Origin of the sequence: Pseudomonas sp. PDM25 (assembly GCF_019219045.1) — a bacterium.
Lineage (GTDB): Bacteria > Pseudomonadota > Gammaproteobacteria > Pseudomonadales > Pseudomonadaceae > Aquipseudomonas.
Genome location: NZ_JAHUWL010000011.1, coordinates 96,376 through 117,132, shown reverse-complemented (window position 1 = coordinate 117,132; position 20,757 = coordinate 96,376). Strand labels below are relative to the sequence as shown.

The window sequence follows — 20,757 nt, the reverse complement described above, 5'->3', positions numbered from 1 at the left end:
CGCCGGTCAGCGAGGTGACTGCTAACTGACGGCGCTGTCAGTTTGGGCTTGGTATGCCTGACAGCTGACTCCCCCAGATGTGCGCCGGCCGGTGTGTCAGTCAGCACAAACCCGACGGACTCGCTTGCTGCTTGAAGCTTGCGACTCCCGAGACAGGTATACTGCCGCCTTTCGCGGCTCGCTGACCGGGCCCGACTCTATGCATCACCCGGAGCTTTCATGACTTCCCCGACACAACCGCCGGTTGCCGACGCTTTGAGCGACGACCAGGCAGACCTGCCAGACAGCGTCGACTCCAGCGCAGACAGCGAAACCAAAGCCGAGATCCCGGCGTTCAAGTTCCCGTTCAAACCGGGCGACCTGGCTGCCGCAAAGAACGCCAGCCAGCCCTGGTACAAGAATGGCGCCAAGAACGGCCATACCAAGACCCCGGGCGCAGCGCCTCCTGGTACTCGTCGCTCCATGGGTAAACGCTGACTGTCAGGCGTTTTGTTGAGCGGTAATTGTTCTTTCTGTCATTGAGATAGTTCCTACAAAGATGAGCGATTTGCCCTCTGGGTAAGTCGGTGGCCACTCGTCGAAGATTCATGCCCGTGAATTTTCGATGAAGGCCGCCAAAATGTCTCTGGTTAAAACCCTCTCTCTACTGTCGCTGGTGGCCCTGACCACTGGCTGCATGTCGTCTGCGCCCGATCCACAGATCCGTTTCGGTGTCGAAGCGCTGGTTCCACCGTTCGAGAGTCGTAACGACAAGGGTGAGCTGGTGGGATTGAACGTCGAGTTGGGCAACGCGCTGTGTGCCGAACTCAAATCCCGCTGTGTCTGGGTTGATCAGGATTACGCGACCAACATTCATGCCCTTGAAGCCAACCGTTTCGACGTGATCATGCCGATGACCGCCACCCCTGCGCGTCGCGAGCGGGTTGACTTCACCGAAGACCTGTATCCCTTGAGTAACCGTCTGGTGGCTCGCGTGGGCTCGAATCTGCAGCCGGATGCGCAATCACTCAAGGGCAAGCGTGTCGGCGTCCTTGCAGGCACAAGTCGCGAGGCTTTCGCCAAGGCTCGCTGGGCGGCCGCCGGGGTGACGGTGCGCAGTTTCAATTTCAACGACCAATTGGTCGCCAGCCTGCTGGCGGGTGAGCTCGACGCGACCCTGCAAGACTCGATTGAAATCAACCAGGCGCTTTTAAGTCAGCCTCAGGGGCAAGGTTTCGATTTTGTCGGTCCAGCGCTCAAGGACCCCATGCTGGGCAGTGGCGTGGCCATGGCCGTGCGAAAAACCGACACCCCGCTGCGCGATAACCTGAATGCGGCGCTTGAGCGTCTTAAGCAAAATGGCCAGTACCAAGCGATTACCCAGCGTTATTTGCCACCCGCAGCACCAGACTCACCACGCTACTTTCCGAATGAGGAAGGTCTGGCATTCTCCGATGCGGTGCAGGTCGGCGAGACCATTTACCTTTCCGGAGTACTCGGCCTGGGGGCTGATGGTGAACTGGTGAAGGGCGGCATCGGTCCGCAGACGACCCAGGTCATGGAGAACTTGCGTACCGCGCTGCAACGTAGCGGTTCGTCCCTGGCTCAAGTGGCCAAATGCACGGTCATCCTTGCCGACATAAGGGATTTTTCCGCCATGAATGCTGTGTATCGTAGTTTCTTTGCGGCGGATCGTTTGCCCGCACGTACGACGTTCGCCGGCAAGTTGGTCGAGAACGCGCGGGTAGAAGTGGAATGTCTGGCAGTGACGGCCAGCTAACCCTCTTGGCGACGAATCACTGCGCAACGGAGTGCGCCGTGATTCTGAAGGCTGGCGCCTCAGGCCGCCCGCAACGAAATAAACGCATAGTTCACGGGCGTATCCGTCGCCACTTGCGCACCCGCCGCCTGCACTTGCCCGGCAATGTCCTCACCCGACACATGAAACAACCAGTCAGCGCCTGACCCGGGCACTGGCTGCACCGCAACCTGATCGATGACCCTCGCAAACGCCGTCATATCCGGCAGATAAGCGGTAAACCCATCACCTTTCAACGCTGTAGTCCGAATCCCCAACAGCGCGCAAATCGCCTCCTTGGTCTGAATGTCATCGCGATCCGCCTGACGGGAGCGCTGGATCAATCCGGCCAGTTCCTGATCGACCAATTCACCCCCCACAATCAGATCCGGTCCCTTTTCCCACGACTCGGGCGGACATTCTTTCACCGCAGGGTTCAGGGGAATATGCGGATTGATTTCCATCGGGTAGATGCGGCACACCAGCGGCCGGCGTTCATAAATGCGGCAGAGGTTATCTTCGTCAAGATTCCGGCAAGGACCAACGTTGTAGGCGGCAAAGGTGATGGCTATGTACGCCTCGGTTGCGCCGCTTCGAACCTTCACTGAGCGGCGTTCGGCGTGTTCGCGTTGCCGCACTGGCAGGCCCAGGCCATTGCCCAGGAAACCTTCCACCAGCACGATCACCTGACCGCCATCGGCCGCCCACATCCGGGCTTCGGGCAGGGTCAGGGGTACGTGGTGGTCGTTGCAGCATTTGCCACAGCCTACGCAGGAAAACGTCGTATTCATTGAACGGCCAGTCGCATTAAAGGACATGAAACGGCGACAGAATGCCGCCGCAAAGGCCGCTATCGAAGCAAGTTATGCGCCAGTCACTGCGCCTTGGCGGTTGGGCGGATGGAGTCCCATTCGGTGACGTAAGCGGTTTTGCTTTTTTTGTTGTAGAGACACAGTTCGGTGCCTTGCTGGCCTTTCATGTGTTTTTGCGGGTATTGGCCTTGCAACAGCAGTGCGGTGTAGCCAACCCGGTCATCGAACTGCGCGGCGTTGCCCACAGGTTTGGCATTTTTCAAGCCGCTGGCCTTGGTGCAACTGGCGAGCACGGCTTTGTCGTAGGCGGCCCAGGCGTCCGGGCTGGAAGCGTGAACCTGGGAGGCAAGAGCGGTGAGGCAGAGGAGGGTCAGGCTTGCTGCTTTCATGGGGTCGGGCATCCTTGGGGGTGTTTTGGCCAAGGTTGGAGTATGCCTGATGGGTTCAGGTTGAATGTGTCGGCCCCTTCGCGAGCAGGCTCGCTCCCACATTGGCTCTGCATAGGACACAGATTTTGTGTACGACAAAGATCCATTGTGGGAGCGAGCCTGCTCGCGAAGGCGGTGTGTCAGGCCGGAACCGGTTCCCGGCGGATTACACGCATTCCGGCGTTTTCATACAAACGCTGCGCTCTAAGGTTGTCTTCCAATACCTTCAAATCCACAAAACCTTCGCGCCGTTGCTGAAACACTTTGAAAGCATGCAGTAACAATGCACGACCCAAACCCCGGCCCTGAGCCCGTGGATGCACCACCAGGTTCTTGATATAGGCGCTGGTCCAGCACTGGCAAACACCCACAATACCTTCGGCATCCAGAGCGATGAAGCACAGGCTCGGATCATATTCAGGATCGGTTTCAAAACGCTGTTGCCAAACGTCCAGGGCCGGCACGCGACCGCCACCTTCCTGATAGCCCGATTCCATCAAACGATGAACGGCTTCAGCCAGATCGGGGCGGTATTCGCTGAGGACGATTCCCTGAGGCCAAGCGATCGCAGGCACACCTTCAGCAAGGTTGCGCCGCATCAGAAAGCAGAAGTCTTTGCTCAAGCCTCAATGACCTTGTTCAGCGACAGCCTTGGCCGCTTCGATCAGGCACTTGGTCAGCTCTGGCGAGGAGAACTTGGTCAGCACTGCGTTCGCGCCGGCAAGACGGGCCTTTTCGCTGTTCATCGCGCTGTCCAAAGAGGTGTGCAGCAGCACATAGAGGTGCGAGAAGTCCGGGGTTTCGCGCAGGGTTCGGGTAAAGGCGTAGCCGTCCATCTCCGACATTTCGATGTCCGAGACGATCAGGTTGATCTGCTGGGCCGTACCTTGCAGGTCCAGCAGGCAGTCGATGGCTTCCTTGGCACTGCGGGCGGTGTGGCATTGCAGGCCGAGGTTGCGCAGGGTGTGGACCGATTGCTGCAACGCCACCTGGCTGTCATCGACCACCAGGATCCGAGCGTTGCCGAGTACTTCGGCGTCTTCCATGCTCAGTTCGGTCGGGGCCGTTTCAATCTGCGCCGGGGCGATGCCATGGATCACTTTTTCGATGTCCAGCACCTGTACCAACGTACCGTCGACCGAGGTCACGCCAGTGATGTATGAGCGCACGCCGCCAGAGCCAAACGGCGGCGGACGGATGTCGGTGGTCAGGCAGTGGACGATCTTGCTCACGGCCTGAACGTGCAAACCCTGCTTGGAGCGGCTGACATCGGTGACGATCAGGCAGCCACCGTTCGGGTCTTCCAGCGGCCGTTCACCGATGGCACGGCTGAGGTCGATCACCGACAACGAGGCACCGCGCAGGGTGGCGATGCCTTTGACGTGGGGGTGCGACTCCGGCAGCTTGGTCAGCGGCGGGCAGGGAATGATTTCACTGACTTTCAGCAGGTTGATCGCCATCAGCTTGCCACTGCGCAAGGTAAACAGCAGAAGCGAAAGTGAGTCTGCGCGGGCTTTGTTTGAAGACATAAAAACCTTCTGTGGAAAAAGGTGATGGGCAATCGCGAGGATCGCCAGCAGCTATCGATGCCGGGTTATCGACCTGAACGGGGTGGGCTTTAGGGTAGTTATGGGTTGGTGGTCGGATCCACCCCTCACCCCACCCCTCTCCCCAGAGGGCTGGGGTGAGGGGTGGATTCAGAAACCGCCACATTTAATCCTTTATCCCCAACCGCTTCGCCATTCTTCCAAGATTCGCCCGATCCAAGCCTAGCTCACGCGCTGCACTCGCCCAATTGTTATGGTGCCGTTCCAGACAGGCGTTAATCAGTCGACGCTGATAATCCTCGGTCGCCGCCCGCAAGTCTCCCGAGACCAAAGCCGCAGGGCTGGCAGGGACTGGCTCGGTTGCAAGCTCAACGCTGCCATTGGGCAAATCCAGATCCGCCGCGCTCAAACTCAGAATCTTCGGCCGCTCCTTGCAGTTACCCAGCGCCTTCAAGGCACTGCGGCCAATCAAGTGCTCCAGCTCCCGCACATTGCCCGGCCATGTATACGCCAGCAATGCCGCCTGCGCATCGCTGGTCAGACGCAGGCTGTTGAGGCCCATGCGAGAGCGGTTTTGCTCCAGGAAGTAGCCGCTGAGCAGCAGCACATCCCGCCCGCGATCACGCAGTGCCGGTACCAGCAACGGATAAACGCTCAGGCGGTGATAGAAGTCGGCACGGTAGCGGCCGCTGCGCACTTCCTCGGCCAAGTCGCGGTTGGTCGCGGCGATCAGTCGTACGTCGACCAGATGCTCTTTATCCGAGCCCAATCGCTGCAGCTGACCGCTTTGCAGGACGCGCAGCAATTTGGCCTGGACGGTCAGGGACAGCTCACCGACTTCATCGAGAAACAGCGTGCCGCCATTGGCCAGTTCAAACTTGCCGCGCCGATCGTTCATCGCGCCGGTGAAGGCGCCGCGGACGTGGCCGAACAATTCGCTTTCCACCAGCGTGTCCGGCAGCGCGGCGCAGTTGAGGCTGATGATCGGCTTATCGGCCCGGGGCGATGCGGCGTGGATGGCTTGGGCGACCAGTTCCTTGCCGACCCCGGTTTCGCCGGTGATCAGCACGGTCAGATCGCTGCCGCCCACCAGATTGATTTCTTCTACCAGCCGTTTGTGCGCCTTGCTCTGGCCAATCATCTCGCGGTTCTGCTGGCCGCTGGCTTGTCGGTAAACCTCGGCCCGTTGATGTTCGTCTTCGACACGATTGGCCAGGCGTTCGATGCGCTCGGCGGCGTTGACGGTGGCGGCGGCGAGGCTGGCGAAGGCTTCCAGGGCGTCCAGTTCGATCGGTTCGAAGCGCTCCGGATCGAGTGCGTCGAGGGTCAGCAAACCCCACGGGCGCTCATCAATAAACAGCGGGCAACCCATGCAGTCGTGGACTTCCAGATGCTCACCGAGGCCATCGACCAAGCCGTCATAAGGGTCGGGCAGGTCGCTGTCGGCGGCAAAACGGGTCGGGCCGTGGCTGCTGAGCAGCGCTTCGAAACGCGGGTGTTCGCTGATTTTGAAGCGTCGACCGAGGGTGTCGGTGCTCAACCCGTCGACGGCCAGTGGCACCAACCATTCGCCATCAAGTCGCAGCAGGGCGGCTGCATCGCACGGGAGCAAGGCGCGCATGGCTTCGAGCAAGCGCCGATAACGCTCGCCTTCGGGGAGTTCGCGGGACAGGTCGGCGACCAGTGGCAGCAGGGTGGTGAGCAAGGCTTTTGCAGTCATAGTGACTCCATGTAGTCGGTATGACTATAAGTCAGTGTGTGTCGAAATGACTATAAAGAATTTAACTAATTGATTTATAAGGTTTTAATTTATGGCATGGAAACTGATAGGTATAAGGCAATCAGTTAGCAATCCAAGTAGATCAGGAGTCGCCTTATGCTTAGCGTTCAAGACCGTGCAATCGTCAAATCCACCGTGCCCTTGCTGGAAAGCGGCGGCGAAGCATTGATCACTCATTTCTACCGCATGATGCTGTCCGAATACCCGGAAGTACGCCCGCTGTTCAATCAGGCCCACCAGGCCAGCGGTGATCAGCCGCGTGCCCTGGCCAACGGTGTCTTGATGTATGCGCGGCACATCGACCAGCTCGATCAGTTGGGCGACCTGGTGGCCAAGATCATCAATAAGCATGTGGCGCTGCAAATCCTTCCGGAACATTACCCGATTGTCGGTTCCTGCCTGCTGCGAGCTATCTCTGAAGTGCTGGGTGAAGAGATCGCCACACCTGAAGTGATGGCTGCCTGGGGGGCTGCTTATGGTCAATTGGCCGACATCCTGATCGGCGCCGAAACCAGCATCTACGACCAGAAAGAACAAGCACCGGGCGGCTGGCGCGGGGCGCGGGAATTCATCGTGGTGGCCAAGGTCGACGAAAGCGAGGAAATCACCTCGTTCTACTTTGAACCAGCCGACAAAGGCCCGATTCTGGCGGCAGAGCCAGGCCAGTACATCGGCATGAAACTGATCCTCGATGGCGAAGAGATTCGTCGTAACTACTCGCTGTCGGCCTTGACCAACAAGGGTCAGTACCGGATCAGCGTCAAACGTGAAACCGGTGGCCGCGCCTCCAACCACCTGCACGATCATTTGCAGGTAGGCTCCAGCATCCAGCTGTTCCCGCCAGCGGGCGAATTCACTCTAACCGACAGCGACAAACCGCTGGTGCTGATCAGCGGCGGCGTCGGCATCACTCCGACATTGGCGATGCTTGAAGCGGCGCTGGCGACCGAGCGGCCGGTGCACTTTATCCACTGCGCACGCAACGGTAGCGTTCACGCGTTCCGTGACTGGATTGATGGCTTGGCCGAGCGTCACCCGCAACTCAAACGCTTTTATTGCTACGACGAAGATGACGGCGTGAGCCCGGCGGCGGACAAGGTTGGGTTGTTGAGCCAGGAGCAATTGGGTGAGTGGTTGCCGCAGCAGCGCGATCTGGACGCGTACTTCTTGGGTCCTAAAGGCTTCATGGCGGCGGTCAAGCGCCACCTGAAAGCGCTGGGTGTGCCAGAGAAGCAAAGCCGTTACGAGTTCTTCGGGCCGGCTTCAGTGCTGGAGTAACCGATTATCCCGTAGGAGCACGGCTTGCCGGCGATGGCGATCTCAAGGACGCCATCGCGGGCAAGCCATGCTCCTACAGATGGATATCGATCGTGAAAGCGCCATCGCCGGCAAGCCGTACGGAGGGATGTCGGTCTTTCAGCCCTTCAGTTCTTTCAAATGTTTGTACACCGTTGCCCGCCCCATGTTCAGCACGTTCGCCACATAGTTGGAGGCGCTTTTACCTTTGAAGGCGCCTTCGGCGTGCAGTGCCAACACCAGTTCGCGCTTATGGTCACGGGTCAGCACGTTCAGGCTCAGCTGACGCTCGCGCAGCCAGGCGTGCAGGAACGTGTTGATCCGCTCCTGCCAGTCATCGCGAAACAGCGAGTCCGGTTGCGGAATCAACTTGCTCGGTGACAGGAACAGATCCAGCGCGGCTTTGGCATTTTCGAACAGCGAAATATTCAGATTGATGCACAGCACCGCCAGCGGACGACCTTCGCTGTCGCGCAGCACGGTGCTCAGGCTGCGAATCTTCTGGCCGTCCCAATTGAGTTTTTCGTACGGCCCGATGTTTCGTTCGCTGATCTCTTCGCTGAGCATGTCCTCCAGCGACGAGTCATCACCGATTTCCCGTTTGGACAGGTTGTTGGCGATGTAATCGACCTTCTGGGTGCGCAGGTCGTGCAGCACCACCTCGGCGTGGGGAAAGAACAATGTGGCGATGGCATCGGCGATCGCGCGGAAGTTGTCCAGCGGCGAGCTCTTCAATGCAGAGTCATCACCGGCGGGTTCTTGTTCTTTGGCGTTCATAAAGTGGAGCTCCAGACAGCATCAGCGCCCCGTCAAAAAAGGGCGCTGGAAGTTTGCCGCAATCGTGTCAGCACGTCACCTGCGTCCGAACGTCAGCCCAGTCGAGCGGGGGAGAGCATCTGGGTGTTCAGCCCGAAGCGAGTCAGTTGCTCGGGCAAGGCTTCACCGCGTACCAGTGCAGCGCTGGCCTGGCCCATGGCCGGCGATGTCTGGATGCCATATCCACCTTGTGCCGCTACCCAGAATAACCCCGGCACCTGCGGATCGAAACCGGACAGCAAATCACCGTCGCTCACGAAACTGCGCAAGCCGGCCCAGGTGCGGGTCGGACGGCGGATGGTCAGGGTGGTGGCTTCTTCGATCTGGTAAATGCCCATCGCAATGTCCAACTCTTCGGGCTGCACGTCGTGCGGTTCCACCGGGTCGGCGTTGGCGGGCGAGCCGAGGAACATTCCGGCGTCAGGCTTCATGTAGAAGGATTCATCGAGGCTGACCAGCATTGGCCAATGGTGGATGTCCACGCCCTCGGGGCCGGCGAAGATGAACGCCGCACGGCGCTTGGGTTGCAGACCCAGTGGTTTGGCACCGGCCAGCTCACCGATTTTGTCGGCCCAGGCGCCTGCCGCGTTGATGATGATCGGGGCGCTGAAGGTCTGACCGTTGGTTTGCACGTGCCACACACCTTCGGCGTCGCGGCTCAGGCTCATGACTTCGCTGTCGGTATGAACTTCACCTTTGTTGCGTCGGATACCGCGCAGGTAGCCCTGGTGCAAGGCATCGGTGTCGATGTCGCTGGCGGTCGGGTCGTAAATGGCACCATGGACTTTCTCCCGACGCAGGATCGGCAGGCGCACGCAGGCCTCTTCGGCGCTGAGCAGTTGCATCTCCGGCACCGTGGCTTTGGCGCTCAGGTATTGATTGTTCAGTTCGGCCGGGTCACCGGTGAAGTCCACGGTCATCTCGCCACGCGGGGTCAGCAGCGGGTGTTCGCAGAAACCGGCTGGAGGGGCGTCGAAGAAATCACGGCTGGCCTGGGTCAGCGCCCGAACCTGCGGTGTGCCATAGGCGGCGGTGAACAGTGCAGCTGACCGTCCGGTGGAGTGGTAAGCCGGATGGGATTCGCGTTCGAGCACAATCACTCGGGCGTGCTGCGACAACCAGAAACCGGTGGAAGCACCGGCAATCCCGCCGCCGATGATGATGAAATCTGCCTGGCTCATGAACGTCTCCTGTGGGGAAATATTGTAGGAGCAAGGCTTGCCCGCGATTGCATCACCGCGGTGTACCTGAATGACCGCGGCGTCTGCATCGCGGGCAAGCCTTGCTCCTACAGGATCGGGGTTAGTGCTGTAGGCGATAGATGGCGTTGGCCAGTGCAATGTCTTCCAGGCCCAGGCCAATGGAGCGGAAGAACACATGACGGTCGTAGCCAGGGCGCTGGACTTTTTCGCTGAGCAGATCGGGCAAGTCGCCGATGATCGCGTTTTTGTCCCAGCCATGTTGTTCACCGGCAATCAGCATCTCGCCGGCCGAGCCCGGGGTGGTCAGACGATAGTCGCAGAACACTTGCATGTCATTGAGGCTCTGCGGCGGCACTTCGTGGGCACGTGGTGCGTTGGTGCTGATGGAGGTGATCAGCGCCGGTTTGCTCAAGCTTGACGGGTCGATCACCGGGCCTGCGGACGAGGTGCAGAGCATGATGACATCGGCGTCTTGAACCGCTGCTTCACGACTGTCGACGATGGTCAGGCGTGGATCGAGGCTTTTGAGCTGCGCCAACACCTCGGGATTCTTGTCGCTCAGGCTCGGCGAGTAGAGGCTGATGCTCTGCCAGTCGCGCAGGCCTTTGACGTAGTGCAAGTGCGCCTGGGCGACCTTGCCGCTGCCGATGATCGCCAGGCGTCGCGCCTTCAGCGGGGCGAGGGCGTCGACCGCCACGGCGGTGGTTGCGGCGGTGCGTGCCGTGGTCAGTTCACCGGCATCGCAGAGCAACAGCGGCTGGCCGGTCTGCATCGACATCAGCAGCGTCCAGGCGGTCACCAGCGGGCCTTGTTCACGCACGATGTATGGCGAGGTCTTGACCCCGTAGACGCCGTCTTCGGCCAGCACACCCAGGTAGTTGATGAAGTCGCCAGCGCCCTGCGGAAACTCCACCAGTTGCTGCGCCGGTTGCACAGCTTGCCCGGCGGCCAGATCGCGGAACAGTTTGCGCAGGATCTGCGGCACGTCGACCTGCGCCAGTAGCTCGCGGGCCTGAGGTTGGGTGATCACGTAAGGCGTACTGGACATGGTCGGCTCCGGGCGCTGGAAGTAAACTAATTTGTCCATTATGGACTTTTAGTTATCTCGAGCAAGCTCCTGTTGAAAAAACCGGACGAAAAAAAAGCGCAGTCCGTTTCCGGCTGCGCCTCTTTTTGTGCGACCCGCGTTACGGGCGCTTGCGCTCAACCGCCCGCAGCAGATGCGTCGGTGGTGTTTCGCAGCTGATCTTGCGACCCAGCAGCGCCTCGATGGACGGTAGCTGGTAGGAGTCGTCTTCACCGGCAAAACTGATGGACACACCATCGGCGCCGGCACGACCGGTACGACCGATGCGATGCACGTAGTCGTCCGGGACTTCCGGCAGGGTGAAGTTGATCACGTGGCTGATACCGTCGATGTGAATGCCGCGACCGGCCACATCGGTGGCGACCAGGACGCGGATCTTGCCTTCGCGGAAACCTTCCAGAGTCTTGATGCGCTTGTGCTGCGGCACGTCGCCGGACAGTTGCGCGGCGTTGACGCCGTCACGCACCAGGCGTTCTTCGATGCGCCGCACTTCATCCTTGCGGTTGGCGAACACCATCACCCGCTCCCAACCGTTGTCGTTGACCAGGTTGTAGAGCAGTTTGTATTTGTCGGCACCGGCGACGGCGTAGATGTGCTGCTCGACGTTTTCGCTGGCCACGTTCTGCGACTCGATCTCGACGATCGACGGCTCGGTGGTCCATTGCTTGGCCAGGTTCATCACGTCTTCGGTGAAGGTCGCGGAGAACAACAGCGTCTGACGCTCGTTCTTCGGCGGAGTCTGGCGAATGATCTGACGCACTTGTGGGATGAAACCCATGTCGAGCATCCGGTCGGCTTCGTCCAGGACCATGACTTCGACCATGTCCAGGTGCACGTCGCCGCGCTGGTTGAAGTCCAGCAAGCGGCCCGGTGTGGCCACGAGGATGTCGCAGTGACGGGCCTCGAGGTGCTTGAGCTGCTTGTCGAAGTCCATGCCGCCAACGAACGTCATGACGTTGAGGCCGGTGTATTTGGTCAGGTCGGCTGCGTCCTTGGCGATCTGCACCACCAGTTCACGGGTCGGTGCAATGATCAGCGCCCGCGGCTCACCCATGTAACGCTCTTTCGGCGGCGGGGTTTCCAGCAACTGGGTGATGATCGAAATCAGGAACGCTGCGGTTTTGCCGGTGCCGGTCTGGGCGCGACCGATGGCATCTTTGCCGGCCAGGGTGAAGCCGAGGACTTGTGCCTGGATCGGCGTGCAATACGGGAAGCCCAGGTCCTGGATGGCGTGCATCAGTTCGGGGGCGAGTTTGAAATCGTGGAAACGGGTTTTGCCTTCCTGGGGTTCGACGGCGAAGTCTTCGAGTTTCCAGGGAATAACCGGTGCTTTTGGCTTCGGTTCGCGACGCGGTCGGGCAGGTTTCGCAGCTTCGCTGCCCGGTTCTTCAGAGGCCTGAGCCTCAACGGGTTGGACGGCCGGCGTGGTGATCGGCTCGTGCTTCGGTACCGCTACGGTTGCGGTCCGGCCAGACTGATTACCGTCGGTGCGGTGGCTGGGATGGTGAGACGGAGCGCTGGAGACTGGCGCGAGCTGCTCAGTCTCGCTTTTACCGAACATTTTCTTGAGTGCTTTGAGCACGGTCATCTCATCAATTGGTTAAGGAATATACGCCGGCCAGTGTAATGCAAGAATCAGGCGCGGCGTAGTGGGATGGATCAATGGGCTGCTTTTCACATAAACAGTTAACGCAGGCGCTCGGCGAGCCAGACACCAATGTCGCGTATCTCCTCGGGTAACACTTCGTGGCCCATTGGGTATTCCTGCCATGTCACGGTGACACCATGCTGCTTTAAATACTCGTAGGCGGTGCGGCCCATGGAGTTTTGAACGACGTCATCGTACTGGCCGTGTAAAGACAGCACGGGAATACGCTGCTGGCTGGCGGAAAGCACCAGTTCATCGCTGAAGGTCGGTGCGTAGGTCGAGAGGGCAAGTACGCCACCCAATGGCCCCTGCCATTTCAGAAATGCGGCGTGTAATGCCACCGCGCCGCCTTGGGAAAAACCGGCTAGAAATATCCGCGAGGCGTCTATTCCGATGGCTCGCTCCACTTCGATCAGATTAATGATCCTTTGTGCCGACTCTTCCAGCTGGTCTCGGTTGATCGCGCGCGCGGGGCTCATGGCCAATATGTCGTACCAGCTCGGCATCTCGTAACCACCGTTGATGGTCACGGCGCAGGTCGGTGCCTGAGGGAGAACGAAGCGGGTGGTCAGCAGGGTTTCCTGCAGCGCTTCGGCCACCGGCAGGAAGTCGTAGCGGTCAGCGCCCAGGCCGTGCAGCCAGATAACGCAGGCGTCTGCGGGCTTGACGGGTTGAAGAATCAAGGGCTCGGTCATGGTTGCTCCAATATTGTGCAGGCGCTCTCATTGGGTGCGAGATCTGAGTGCGCGCCTGGTTGATCAGTTAAGAAGATGTCGCAAGGCTACAAGTTTTGCTATTGACCTGTCGCGCAATCGCTTCAGCGAGCGGTCTGGTACGGGCTTTGCTATGGGGAAACGGTGCAACCCATCTCGCGCCTTGCGGTAACACTATCAGTGTACTGCTGGCGGTGGGATAGCAAAGAATCCGGTGATGGATGTTCGCCAGTGGCCGTTACGGGCTTCGCGAACGTGAAAGGGCTACAGCCCGTTCGGCCGATTGGTGAGAAGTGAGTTGTCCATGATGTGGATTTTCTCCTACTAGACTCATAGCGCAGGTCTTACGTCGGTTGACCCCAAAAAAAGCCAACACGGGTCAACAACGCCTCATAAGGGTGCGACTGGACTCAGCTCCGACACAACAAGAGCAAAACTGGAGGTTTGAATGAAGATGTTGAAATCCACCCTGGCTATCGTGACTGCAGCCGCAGTACTCGGTGTCAGTGGGTTCGCTCAGGCGGGTGCAACCCTGGATGCAGTGCAGAAGAAAGGTTTCGTACAGTGCGGTGTAAGTGACGGTCTGCCGGGCTTCTCGGTACCGGATTCGACTGGCAAGATCGTTGGTATCGATGCTGACTACTGCCGCGCCGTGGCTGCTGCAGTGTTCGGCGATGCAAACAAAGTCAAATTCAGCCAGTTGAATGCCAAGGAGCGTTTCACCGCTCTGCAATCCGGCGAAATCGACATGCTGTCGCGCAACTCCACCATGACCAGTTCCCGTGACGCGGGCATGGGCCTGAAGTTTCCTGGCTTCATCACTTACTACGACGGCGTGGGCTTCCTGGCCAACAGCAAGCTGGGCGTGAAAAGTGCCAAGGAACTGGACGGTGCAACCATCTGCATTCAAGCCGGTACCACCACCGAGCTGAACGTGTCCGATTACTTCCGTGCCAACAATCTGAAGTACACCCCGATTACTTTCGACACCTCCGATGAAAGCGCCAAGTCGCTGGAATCCGGTCGTTGCGACGTGTTGACCTCCGATAAATCCCAGCTGTACGCACAGCGCAGCAAGCTGGCTTCGCCGAAAGACTACGTGGTTCTGCCGGAAACCATTTCCAAAGAACCTCTGGGTCCAGTCGTGCGTAACGGCGACGACGAGTGGCTGGCCATCGTTCGTTGGGTTGGCTACGCCATGCTCAACGCCGAAGAGGCGGGCGTGACTTCCAAAAACGTGGCTGAACAAGCCAAGTCCACCAAAAACCCGGACGTTGCCCGTTTGCTGGGTGCTGATGGCGAATACGGCAAAGACCTGAAGCTGCCGAAGGACTGGGTCGTCAAGATCGTCGGTCAGGTTGGCAACTACGGTGAAGTCTTCGAGAAAAACCTCGGCAAGAGCACTCCGTTGGAAATCGACCGTGGCTTGAACGCCCTGTGGACCAATGGCGGCATTCAATACGCACCACCAGTGCGCTGATGGTTCTATCACCCGGTGGGCCAACCACCGGGTGATGTTCTGTTCCATTATTTGCGGGGCACTTCATGCAAAATTCAATCGGCGCACCAAAGCAGAGGCTCAGCCTCAGCGATCCAAAAGTGCGTGCGTGGCTGTTTCAGATCATCACCATTGTGGCGGTGGTCTCGATGGGCTGGTATCTGTTCGACAACACGCAGACCAACCTTCAACACCGGGGCATTACCTCCGGCTTCAGCTTTCTGGAGCGCAGTGCCGGTTTCGGCATCGCTCAACACCTGATCGACTACACCGAATCGGACAGCTATGCCCGGGTGTTTGTCATCGGCCTGCTCAACACGCTGCTGGTGACCTTCATCGGCGTGATCCTGGCGACGATCCTCGGGTTCATCGTTGGTGTGTCACGGCTGTCGAAGAACTGGATCATTGCCAAGCTGGCGACGGTGTATGTTGAGGTTTTCCGTAACATTCCACCGCTGCTGCAAATCCTGTTCTGGTACTTCGCGGTGTTCCTGACCATGCCGGGGCCACGCAACAGCCATAACTTCGGCGACACCTTCTTTGTCAGCAGCCGTGGCCTGAACATGCCGGCCGCGTTGACGGCGGATGGTTTCTGGCCGTTTGTGGTCAGCATCGTCGTGGCCATTGTCGCCATCGTGCTGATGAGCCGCTGGGCGACCAAACGCTTCGAAGAGACCGGCGTACCGTTCCACAAATTCTGGGTGGGCCTGGCGCTGTTCCTGGTGATCCCTGCACTGTGCGCATTGATCTTCGGCGCGCCACTGCACTGGGAAATGCCGAAGCTGCAAGGCTTCAACTTCGTCGGTGGCTGGGTGCTGATCCCGGAACTGCTGGCGCTGACCCTGGCCCTGACGGTGTACACCGCGGCGTTTATCGCCGAGATCGTGCGTTCGGGCATCAAGTCGGTCAGCCACGGCCAGACGGAAGCGGCGCACTCGCTGGGGTTGCGCAACGGTCCGACCCTGCGCAAGGTGATCATCCCGCAAGCCCTGCGCGTGATCATTCCACCGCTGACCAGCCAATACCTGAACCTGGCGAAGAACTCCTCGCTGGCGGCCGGTATCGGTTATCCGGAAATGGTTTCGTTGTTTGCCGGTACGGTGCTGAACCAGACCGGGCAGGCGATCGAGGTGATTGCTATCACCATGAGCGTGTACCTGGCGATCAGTATCAGCATTTCCCTGCTGATGAACTGGTACAACAAGCGCATTGCGCTGATCGAGCGGTAAGGAAAAGCGCATGACGACTCATACTTTCAAACCTGACATGCCGCCCCCGAACCGCAGCATCGGTGTCGTGGCGTGGATGCGCGCCAACATGTTCTCCAGCTGGCTCAACACCCTGCTGACCTTGTTCGCGTTCTACCTCATCTACCTGATTGTTCCGCCAATCCTGAGCTGGGCGATCCTCGATGCCAACTGGGTCGGCACCACGCGCGCCGATTGTACGAAGGACGGCGCCTGCTGGGTGTTCATCCAACAGCGCTTCGGCCAGTTCATGTACGGCTACTATCCGACAGACCTGCGCTGGCGTGTGGACCTGACCGTGTGGTTGGCGGTCATCGGCGTGGCACCGTTGTTTATCTCGCGCTTTCACCATAAAGCGGTGTATGGGCTGAGCTTCCTGGTGCTGTACCCGATCATTGCCTACTTCCTGTTGCATGGCGGGCTCTTCGGCCTGACCAGCGTGGCGACCAGCCAATGGGGCGGCTTGATGCTGACCCTGGTGATCGCCACTGTCGGTATCGCCGGCGCTTTGCCGCTGGGGATCGTCCTGGCGCTGGGGCGTCGTTCGAACATGCCGGCGATTCGCGTGGTCTGCGTGACCTTCATCGAATTCTGGCGTGGCGTGCCGTTGATTACGGTGCTGTTCATGTCGTCGGTGATGCTGCCGTTGTTCCTGCCCGAAGGCATGAGCTTCGACAAGCTGCTGCGGGCACTGATCGGCGTGATCCTGTTCCAGTCGGCGTACGTCGCCGAAGTGGTGCGCGGTGGTCTGCAAGCGATTCCCAAAGGTCAGTACGAAGCGGCTGCAGCGATGGGCCTCGGTTACTGGCGCAGCATGGGCCTGGTGATTCTGCCGCAAGCCCTGAAGCTGGTGATCCCCGGCATCGTCAACACCTTCATTGCGCTGTTCAAGGACACGAGCCTGGTGATCATCATCGGCCTGTTCGACTTGCTCAACAGCGTCAAACAAGCCGCCGCCGACCCTAAATGGTTGGGCATGGCCACCGAAGGCTATGTATTCGCGGCCCTGGTGTTCTGGATTTTCTGTTTTGGTATGTCGCGCTATTCCATGCATCTGGAACGCAAGCTCGACACTGGCCACAAGCGTTAGGAGTTCTGTAATGAGCGAAGCAATCAAAAAGCCTGTGAGCCCTGAAGGCATTATTCAGATGCAGGGCGTGAACAAGTGGTACGGCCAGTTCCACGTGTTGAAAGACATCAACCTGAACGTTAAACAGGGCGAGCGTATCGTCCTGTGCGGCCCGTCGGGTTCTGGCAAATCCACCACCATTCGTTGCCTCAACCGACTGGAAGAACACCAACAGGGCCGCATCGTGGTCGATGGTGTGGAGCTGACCAACGACCTCAAGCAGATCGAATCGGTACGCCGTGAAGTCGGCATGGTGTTCCAGCACTTCAACCTGTTCCCGCACCTGACCATCCTGCAGAACTGCACCCTGGCACCGATGTGGGTACGCAAGATGCCCAAGCGCAAGGCCGAAGAAATCGCCATGCATTACCTGGAGCGCGTCCGCATTCCGGAGCAGGCACATAAATTCCCGGGGCAACTGTCCGGCGGTCAGCAACAGCGTGTGGCGATTGCCCGTGCCTTGTGCATGAAGCCGAAAATCATGCTGTTCGACGAACCGACCTCGGCACTCGACCCGGAGATGGTGAAAGAGGTTCTGGACACCATGATCGGCCTGGCCGAAGACGGCATGACCATGCTCTGCGTGACCCACGAAATGGGTTTCGCCCGCACCGTGGCCAACCGCGTGATTTTTATGGACAAGGGCGAAATCGTCGAGCAAGCCGCTCCGAACGACTTCTTCGATAATCCGCAGAATGAACGTACCAAGCTGTTCTTGAGCCAGATCCTGCATTGATCCTGCGCAGGCGTTGAAATGAACCCGGACTTGATCCGGGTTTATTTTGTCTGGGGTGTGAGGTCAGGAGGTTAGTGTCGCTTCCTGTTCCGGATGACGGGCGGCCAATAGTTGTTTGAGGGCGGCGCCTTCGTTCAATACTTCAATTTCGGCCAGTAAATAGGGGTGACGGTCCAACAGCTGCATCAGTGTGAGTAACGGTTTGGGCGCAGGCAGCTCTCCACGCTCATACCGCGAAAAGGCATTGTTCCCACCGCCGGACAGCAACTTCACTGCGTTTTTTTGCGTCAGGTGGAGTTTGCGGCGGATACGCTTGATCTCCGAGCCGATCAGTTGCAGGCAGTCCTGAAGCAATTGATCGCTGGCATCTGCATAACGCTCGGCGCTGTCGGTGTCATGATCGAATTCGATTTCACCGCAAACTCTGCATTCCCAACCCGCAAGCTCGTCAACAAGTCGCGACATCTGTTTGTAATTGACTGAGAGAGTGCGGCCTTCGAAGTGCCCCATCCCATCGTGTGTGCCACAGTTGACGCATTGCTGCGTTCTCATAGGTCTTTCTCCTTGAAGGAGACTACTGGATGTCCACCGCCGGGGCGGTAAGACACTTTTATGTAAATCTCCAATCCGTGAAATGTAGTGTGATAAACGTCCTGCCAAACCCGGTGGTCGACATAGGTGGTCATGGATTTGAAAAGCATTCGGCGTTCCAGTGCACCGATCACCTCGATCATTTGCCGGACGTTGAAACCCATGCAGCTGCCCGATTCCACAGCCCGTCGGGTGAATGCCTTTCCGCCCAGCCTGACTACCTCAGCCTTGATCACCGCCAAGTCGTAATGGGGTGTGCTCTTTTCCATAAGAAACCAAAACCCTGTCCTTGAAATTACCCTTAAAGGGTAATTTTGACTAATCGAAAATCCCGCTCCATTTCCTTCTCCCTGACCGTAGGCGGTTGCCGTCCTACGCGAAGCTGACTAACATGTCAGAAAATTCATCCTATGATTGGATGAAAGGGCGAATCCAATGTCAGAAATTTCTCCACTCATAAAACGGTCCCTGGTCGATCAGGCCCTGGATCAGTTACGCCTGCGCATCACAGAAGGCGTCTGGACGGTCGGCCAGCGTTTACCCACCGAACCGGAGCTGTCCGCCGAGTTGGGCATCAGCCGCAATACCGTGCGTGAAGCCATGCGCGTACTGGCGTTTTCCGGGTTGATCGAAATCCGTCAGGGCGACGGCAGCTATCTGCGGGCGGTGGTCGATCCGCTCGACACCATGAAGGCGTTGTCCCGCTGCTCCCATGAACAGGCCCGGGAGACTCGGCACATTCTGGAAGTCGAGGCCATCGGCCTGGCTGCGTTGCGTCGTACCGACGAAGACCTGGTGGCATTGCGCGAGGCGTTGGGCGTCAGCGGCAGTCACTATCACGGCGATCTCGACACGTATATCGCCTGCGATCTGGTGTTCCACCGGCGTTTGGTGGACGCCGCGCACAACCCGACCCTCAGCGAGCTGTATCGCTATTTTTCCAGCGTCATCGGTGCGCAGTTGCGCGAGACCCTGAACATTTCCCCCCGACGCCAAGAGGTGTTCGACCTTCATATCGAACTGCTTGATGCCGTCGAGCAACGCGACCCGGAACGGGCCAAAGCCCTGTCGAGGCAGTTGATCAATGAACCTTGAAACCGAGAACCCCATGTCCATCCTGCAGGTCGACAACAGCCGCATCCCCCAAGCCAAGCGCGCGGCGGAGCTCGAAGAGCTGCTGATCGACGCCGAGGCGGATGACGAACAGGTCCAGCAAAGTCACCCGATCCTGCGGCGGCCGTGGCTGCTGTTGCTGGGCCTGATACTGGTGGCGCTGAACCTGCGCCCGGCGCTGTCGAGCATGGCGCCGATGCTCAGCGAGGTGTCGAAAACCCTCGGGTTGTCGGCAGCCCAGGCCGGTTTGCTGACGACGTTGCCGGTGCTGTGCCTCGGCTTGTTTGCACCGCTGGCGCCCGTGCTGGCCCGACGTTTCGGCGCTGAGCGAGTGGTGCTGGGCATTCTCTTGATGTTGGCCGGCGGGATCATCCTGCGCAGTTCGCTCGGCGAGATCGGCCTGTTTGCCGGCAGCGTGCTGGCCGGCGCGAGCATTGGTGTAATCGGTGTATTGCTGCCCGGCATCGTTAAACGCGACTTCGCGAAACACGCGGGCACCATGACCGGCGTCTACACCATGGCCCTGTGCCTGGGGGCGGCGATGGCCGCGGGCGCGACCGTGCCGTTGAGCGAGCATTTCGACAAGAGCTGGGCCTTGGGCCTGGGCTTCTGGGTGGTTCCGGCATTGGTCGCGGCGATTTTCTGGTTGCCACAAGTCGGGCAGAAACACGGCGCGCACAACGTTGCGTATCGGGTTCGCGGTCTGTTGCGTGATCCTCTGGCCTGGCAAGTGACGTTCTACATGGGCCTGCAATCCTCTCTGGCTTACATCGTGTTCGGCTGGTTGCCGTCGATCCTGATCGGTCGCGGCCTGACGCCGACCCAGGCGGGTCTGGTGCTGTCAGGCTCGGTCATCGTTCAGTTGGCGAGTTCACTGGCGGCGCCTTGGCTGGCGACGCGTGGCAAGGATCAGCGTCTGGCGATCGTCATCGTCATGCTGCTGACCCTTGGCGGCTTGTTCGGTTGTCTTTACGCACCGATCGACGGCTTGTGGGGCTGGGCGATCCTGCTGGGTCTGGGGCAGGGCGGTACGTTCAGTCTGGCGTTGACCCTGATCGTGCTGCGTTCGCGGGACGCCCATGTCGCGGCGAACCTGTCGAGCATGGCCCAGGGCTTCGGCTACACCCTGGCGTCCATGGGACCGTTCGCGGTCGGCATCGTGCATGACTGGACCGGTGGCTGGAACGCCTTGGGCTGGATATTCGGCATCATCGGCCTTGGGGCGATCATCGCCGGCCTGGGCGCTGGACGTTCGCTGTACGTCCAGGTCGAAAGCGAAAAGGTCTGACCGCCGCACACTGTCGGTATTCGGCTCCCGAATGCCGATAGTGTTTCGC

Annotated in this window: 21 protein-coding genes; 9 read left to right on the top strand and 12 right to left on the bottom strand. The window is 59.3% G+C overall.

Features of this window, described 5'->3' with window-relative positions:
- Positions 1-219: 219 nt before the first annotated feature.
- Complete coding sequence (locus KW848_RS21160; protein ID WP_008147542.1) at positions 220-477, top strand: hypothetical protein; 258 nt, start codon at positions 220-222, stop codon at positions 475-477.
- Positions 478-619: 142 nt separating this feature from the next.
- Positions 620-1,759: a transporter substrate-binding domain-containing protein gene (locus tag KW848_RS21155; protein ID WP_218537967.1), complete on the top strand. Its 1,140-nt coding sequence runs from the start codon at positions 620-622 to the stop codon at positions 1,757-1,759.
- 59 nt (positions 1,760-1,818) lie between these two features.
- Here the strand turns inward: KW848_RS21155 and KW848_RS21150 are convergent, their stop codons facing one another.
- The 5 genes from KW848_RS21150 to norR form a co-directional block, all read right to left on the bottom strand.
- On the bottom strand, positions 1,819-2,568 hold the full coding sequence (locus tag KW848_RS21150) for a YkgJ family cysteine cluster protein (protein ID WP_218537966.1): 750 nt from the start codon (positions 2,566-2,568) through the stop codon (positions 1,819-1,821).
- An 83-nt stretch (positions 2,569-2,651) separates the two neighbouring features.
- Positions 2,652-2,978, bottom strand: coding sequence for a hypothetical protein (locus tag KW848_RS21145; protein ID WP_111451331.1), 327 nt, complete (start codon positions 2,976-2,978; stop codon positions 2,652-2,654).
- A 179-nt stretch (positions 2,979-3,157) separates the two neighbouring features.
- Positions 3,158-3,616, bottom strand: coding sequence for an N-acetyltransferase (locus KW848_RS21140; RefSeq protein ID WP_218538021.1), 459 nt, complete (start codon positions 3,614-3,616; stop codon positions 3,158-3,160).
- A gap of 27 nt (positions 3,617-3,643) precedes the next feature.
- Positions 3,644-4,546 (bottom strand): chemotaxis protein CheV, encoded by a 903-nt coding sequence (locus KW848_RS21135; protein WP_008147551.1) that lies wholly within the window; start codon positions 4,544-4,546, stop codon positions 3,644-3,646.
- 184 nt (positions 4,547-4,730) lie between these two features.
- The gene (gene norR, locus KW848_RS21130; RefSeq protein WP_218537965.1) at positions 4,731-6,284 is read right to left on the bottom strand and encodes a nitric oxide reductase transcriptional regulator NorR; all 1,554 of its coding nucleotides are present in this window, start codon (positions 6,282-6,284) and stop codon (positions 4,731-4,733) included.
- Between the two features lie 156 nt (positions 6,285-6,440).
- Between norR and hmpA the strand changes: the two genes are divergently transcribed.
- On the top strand, positions 6,441-7,622 hold the full coding sequence (gene hmpA, locus KW848_RS21125; RefSeq protein WP_111451334.1) for an NO-inducible flavohemoprotein: 1,182 nt from the start codon (positions 6,441-6,443) through the stop codon (positions 7,620-7,622).
- A gap of 138 nt (positions 7,623-7,760) precedes the next feature.
- On the opposite strand, the gene KW848_RS21120 is transcribed toward hmpA, so the two are convergent.
- From KW848_RS21120 to KW848_RS21100, 5 genes are all read right to left on the bottom strand, one after another.
- Positions 7,761-8,417 carry a transcriptional regulator gene (locus KW848_RS21120; protein ID WP_192406251.1) on the bottom strand — a complete coding sequence of 219 codons (657 nt, stop codon included), beginning with the start codon at positions 8,415-8,417 and terminating at the stop codon, positions 7,761-7,763.
- A 92-nt stretch (positions 8,418-8,509) separates the two neighbouring features.
- A complete protein-coding gene (locus KW848_RS21115; RefSeq protein WP_218537964.1) occupies positions 8,510-9,637 on the bottom strand; it encodes an FAD-binding oxidoreductase in 1,128 nt (375 codons plus the stop codon).
- Between the two features lie 121 nt (positions 9,638-9,758).
- Positions 9,759-10,706, bottom strand: coding sequence for an ornithine cyclodeaminase family protein (locus KW848_RS21110; RefSeq protein ID WP_218538020.1), 948 nt, complete (start codon positions 10,704-10,706; stop codon positions 9,759-9,761).
- A 139-nt stretch (positions 10,707-10,845) separates the two neighbouring features.
- A complete protein-coding gene (rhlB, locus tag KW848_RS21105) occupies positions 10,846-12,333 on the bottom strand; it encodes an ATP-dependent RNA helicase RhlB (protein WP_111451339.1) in 1,488 nt (495 codons plus the stop codon).
- A 98-nt stretch (positions 12,334-12,431) separates the two neighbouring features.
- Positions 12,432-13,088: an alpha/beta hydrolase gene (locus KW848_RS21100; RefSeq protein ID WP_218537963.1), complete on the bottom strand. Its 657-nt coding sequence runs from the start codon at positions 13,086-13,088 to the stop codon at positions 12,432-12,434.
- Between the two features lie 466 nt (positions 13,089-13,554).
- Here KW848_RS21100 and KW848_RS21095 point away from each other — a divergent pair, with 466 nt between their 5' ends.
- The 4 genes from KW848_RS21095 (at position 13,555) to KW848_RS21080 (ending at position 17,716) form a co-directional block, all read left to right on the top strand.
- Complete coding sequence (locus tag KW848_RS21095; protein ID WP_111451341.1) at positions 13,555-14,586, top strand: amino acid ABC transporter substrate-binding protein; 1,032 nt, start codon at positions 13,555-13,557, stop codon at positions 14,584-14,586.
- A 65-nt stretch (positions 14,587-14,651) separates the two neighbouring features.
- Positions 14,652-15,833: an amino acid ABC transporter permease gene (locus KW848_RS21090; RefSeq protein ID WP_008147571.1), complete on the top strand. Its 1,182-nt coding sequence runs from the start codon at positions 14,652-14,654 to the stop codon at positions 15,831-15,833.
- 10 nt (positions 15,834-15,843) lie between these two features.
- Complete coding sequence (locus KW848_RS21085) at positions 15,844-16,941, top strand: amino acid ABC transporter permease (protein ID WP_192406259.1); 1,098 nt, start codon at positions 15,844-15,846, stop codon at positions 16,939-16,941.
- Positions 16,942-16,951: 10 nt separating this feature from the next.
- Complete coding sequence (locus tag KW848_RS21080) at positions 16,952-17,716, top strand: amino acid ABC transporter ATP-binding protein (RefSeq protein ID WP_008147575.1); 765 nt, start codon at positions 16,952-16,954, stop codon at positions 17,714-17,716.
- A 63-nt stretch (positions 17,717-17,779) separates the two neighbouring features.
- On the opposite strand, the gene KW848_RS21075 is transcribed toward KW848_RS21080, so the two are convergent.
- Positions 17,780-18,268 (bottom strand): type II toxin-antitoxin system MqsA family antitoxin, encoded by a 489-nt coding sequence (locus KW848_RS21075; protein WP_111451343.1) that lies wholly within the window; start codon positions 18,266-18,268, stop codon positions 17,780-17,782.
- A complete protein-coding gene (locus KW848_RS21070) occupies positions 18,265-18,576 on the bottom strand; it encodes a type II toxin-antitoxin system MqsR family toxin (protein WP_218537962.1) in 312 nt (103 codons plus the stop codon). Before KW848_RS21070 ends, KW848_RS21075 begins: the two co-directional genes overlap by 4 nt.
- A 166-nt stretch (positions 18,577-18,742) precedes the next feature.
- Between KW848_RS21070 and KW848_RS21065 the strand changes: the two genes are divergently transcribed.
- Positions 18,743-19,402, top strand: coding sequence for a FadR/GntR family transcriptional regulator (locus tag KW848_RS21065; RefSeq protein WP_008147581.1), 660 nt, complete (start codon positions 18,743-18,745; stop codon positions 19,400-19,402).
- The gene (locus KW848_RS21060; RefSeq protein WP_218537961.1) at positions 19,392-20,708 is read left to right on the top strand and encodes a CynX/NimT family MFS transporter; all 1,317 of its coding nucleotides are present in this window, start codon (positions 19,392-19,394) and stop codon (positions 20,706-20,708) included. The genes KW848_RS21065 and KW848_RS21060 overlap by 11 nt, the downstream gene beginning before the upstream one ends.
- The last annotated feature ends 49 nt before the right edge of the window (positions 20,709-20,757 follow it).

Bases quoted from the DNA above. Each gene is read 5' to 3' on its own strand.
- KW848_RS21065 (WP_008147581.1), top strand. From the start codon at position 18,743: ATGTCAGAAATTTCTCCACTCATAAAACGGTCCCTGGTCGATCAGGCC.
- KW848_RS21070 (WP_218537962.1), bottom strand. From the start codon at position 18,576: ATGGAAAAGAGCACACCCCATTACGACTTGGCGGTGATCAAGGCTGAG.
- KW848_RS21090 (WP_008147571.1), top strand. From the start codon at position 14,652: ATGCAAAATTCAATCGGCGCACCAAAGCAGAGGCTCAGCCTCAGCGAT.
- KW848_RS21120 (WP_192406251.1), bottom strand. From the start codon at position 8,417: ATGAACGCCAAAGAACAAGAACCCGCCGGTGATGACTCTGCATTGAAG.
- KW848_RS21145 (WP_111451331.1), bottom strand. From the start codon at position 2,978: ATGAAAGCAGCAAGCCTGACCCTCCTCTGCCTCACCGCTCTTGCCTCC.
- KW848_RS21075 (WP_111451343.1), bottom strand. From the start codon at position 18,268: ATGAGAACGCAGCAATGCGTCAACTGTGGCACACACGATGGGATGGGG.
- KW848_RS21160 (WP_008147542.1), top strand. From the start codon at position 220: ATGACTTCCCCGACACAACCGCCGGTTGCCGACGCTTTGAGCGACGAC.
- KW848_RS21115 (WP_218537964.1), bottom strand. From the start codon at position 9,637: ATGAGCCAGGCAGATTTCATCATCATCGGCGGCGGGATTGCCGGTGCT.
- rhlB (WP_111451339.1), bottom strand. From the start codon at position 12,333: ATGACCGTGCTCAAAGCACTCAAGAAAATGTTCGGTAAAAGCGAGACT.
- KW848_RS21060 (WP_218537961.1), top strand. From the start codon at position 19,392: ATGAACCTTGAAACCGAGAACCCCATGTCCATCCTGCAGGTCGACAAC.
- KW848_RS21150 (WP_218537966.1), bottom strand. From the start codon at position 2,568: ATGAATACGACGTTTTCCTGCGTAGGCTGTGGCAAATGCTGCAACGAC.
- norR (WP_218537965.1), bottom strand. From the start codon at position 6,284: ATGACTGCAAAAGCCTTGCTCACCACCCTGCTGCCACTGGTCGCCGAC.
- KW848_RS21110 (WP_218538020.1), bottom strand. From the start codon at position 10,706: ATGTCCAGTACGCCTTACGTGATCACCCAACCTCAGGCCCGCGAGCTA.
- KW848_RS21135 (WP_008147551.1), bottom strand. From the start codon at position 4,546: ATGTCTTCAAACAAAGCCCGCGCAGACTCACTTTCGCTTCTGCTGTTT.
- hmpA (WP_111451334.1), top strand. From the start codon at position 6,441: ATGCTTAGCGTTCAAGACCGTGCAATCGTCAAATCCACCGTGCCCTTG.
- KW848_RS21100 (WP_218537963.1), bottom strand. From the start codon at position 13,088: ATGACCGAGCCCTTGATTCTTCAACCCGTCAAGCCCGCAGACGCCTGC.
- KW848_RS21140 (WP_218538021.1), bottom strand. From the start codon at position 3,616: ATGCGGCGCAACCTTGCTGAAGGTGTGCCTGCGATCGCTTGGCCTCAG.
- KW848_RS21080 (WP_008147575.1), top strand. From the start codon at position 16,952: ATGAGCGAAGCAATCAAAAAGCCTGTGAGCCCTGAAGGCATTATTCAG.
- KW848_RS21155 (WP_218537967.1), top strand. From the start codon at position 620: ATGTCTCTGGTTAAAACCCTCTCTCTACTGTCGCTGGTGGCCCTGACC.
- KW848_RS21085 (WP_192406259.1), top strand. From the start codon at position 15,844: ATGACGACTCATACTTTCAAACCTGACATGCCGCCCCCGAACCGCAGC.
- KW848_RS21095 (WP_111451341.1), top strand. From the start codon at position 13,555: ATGAAGATGTTGAAATCCACCCTGGCTATCGTGACTGCAGCCGCAGTA.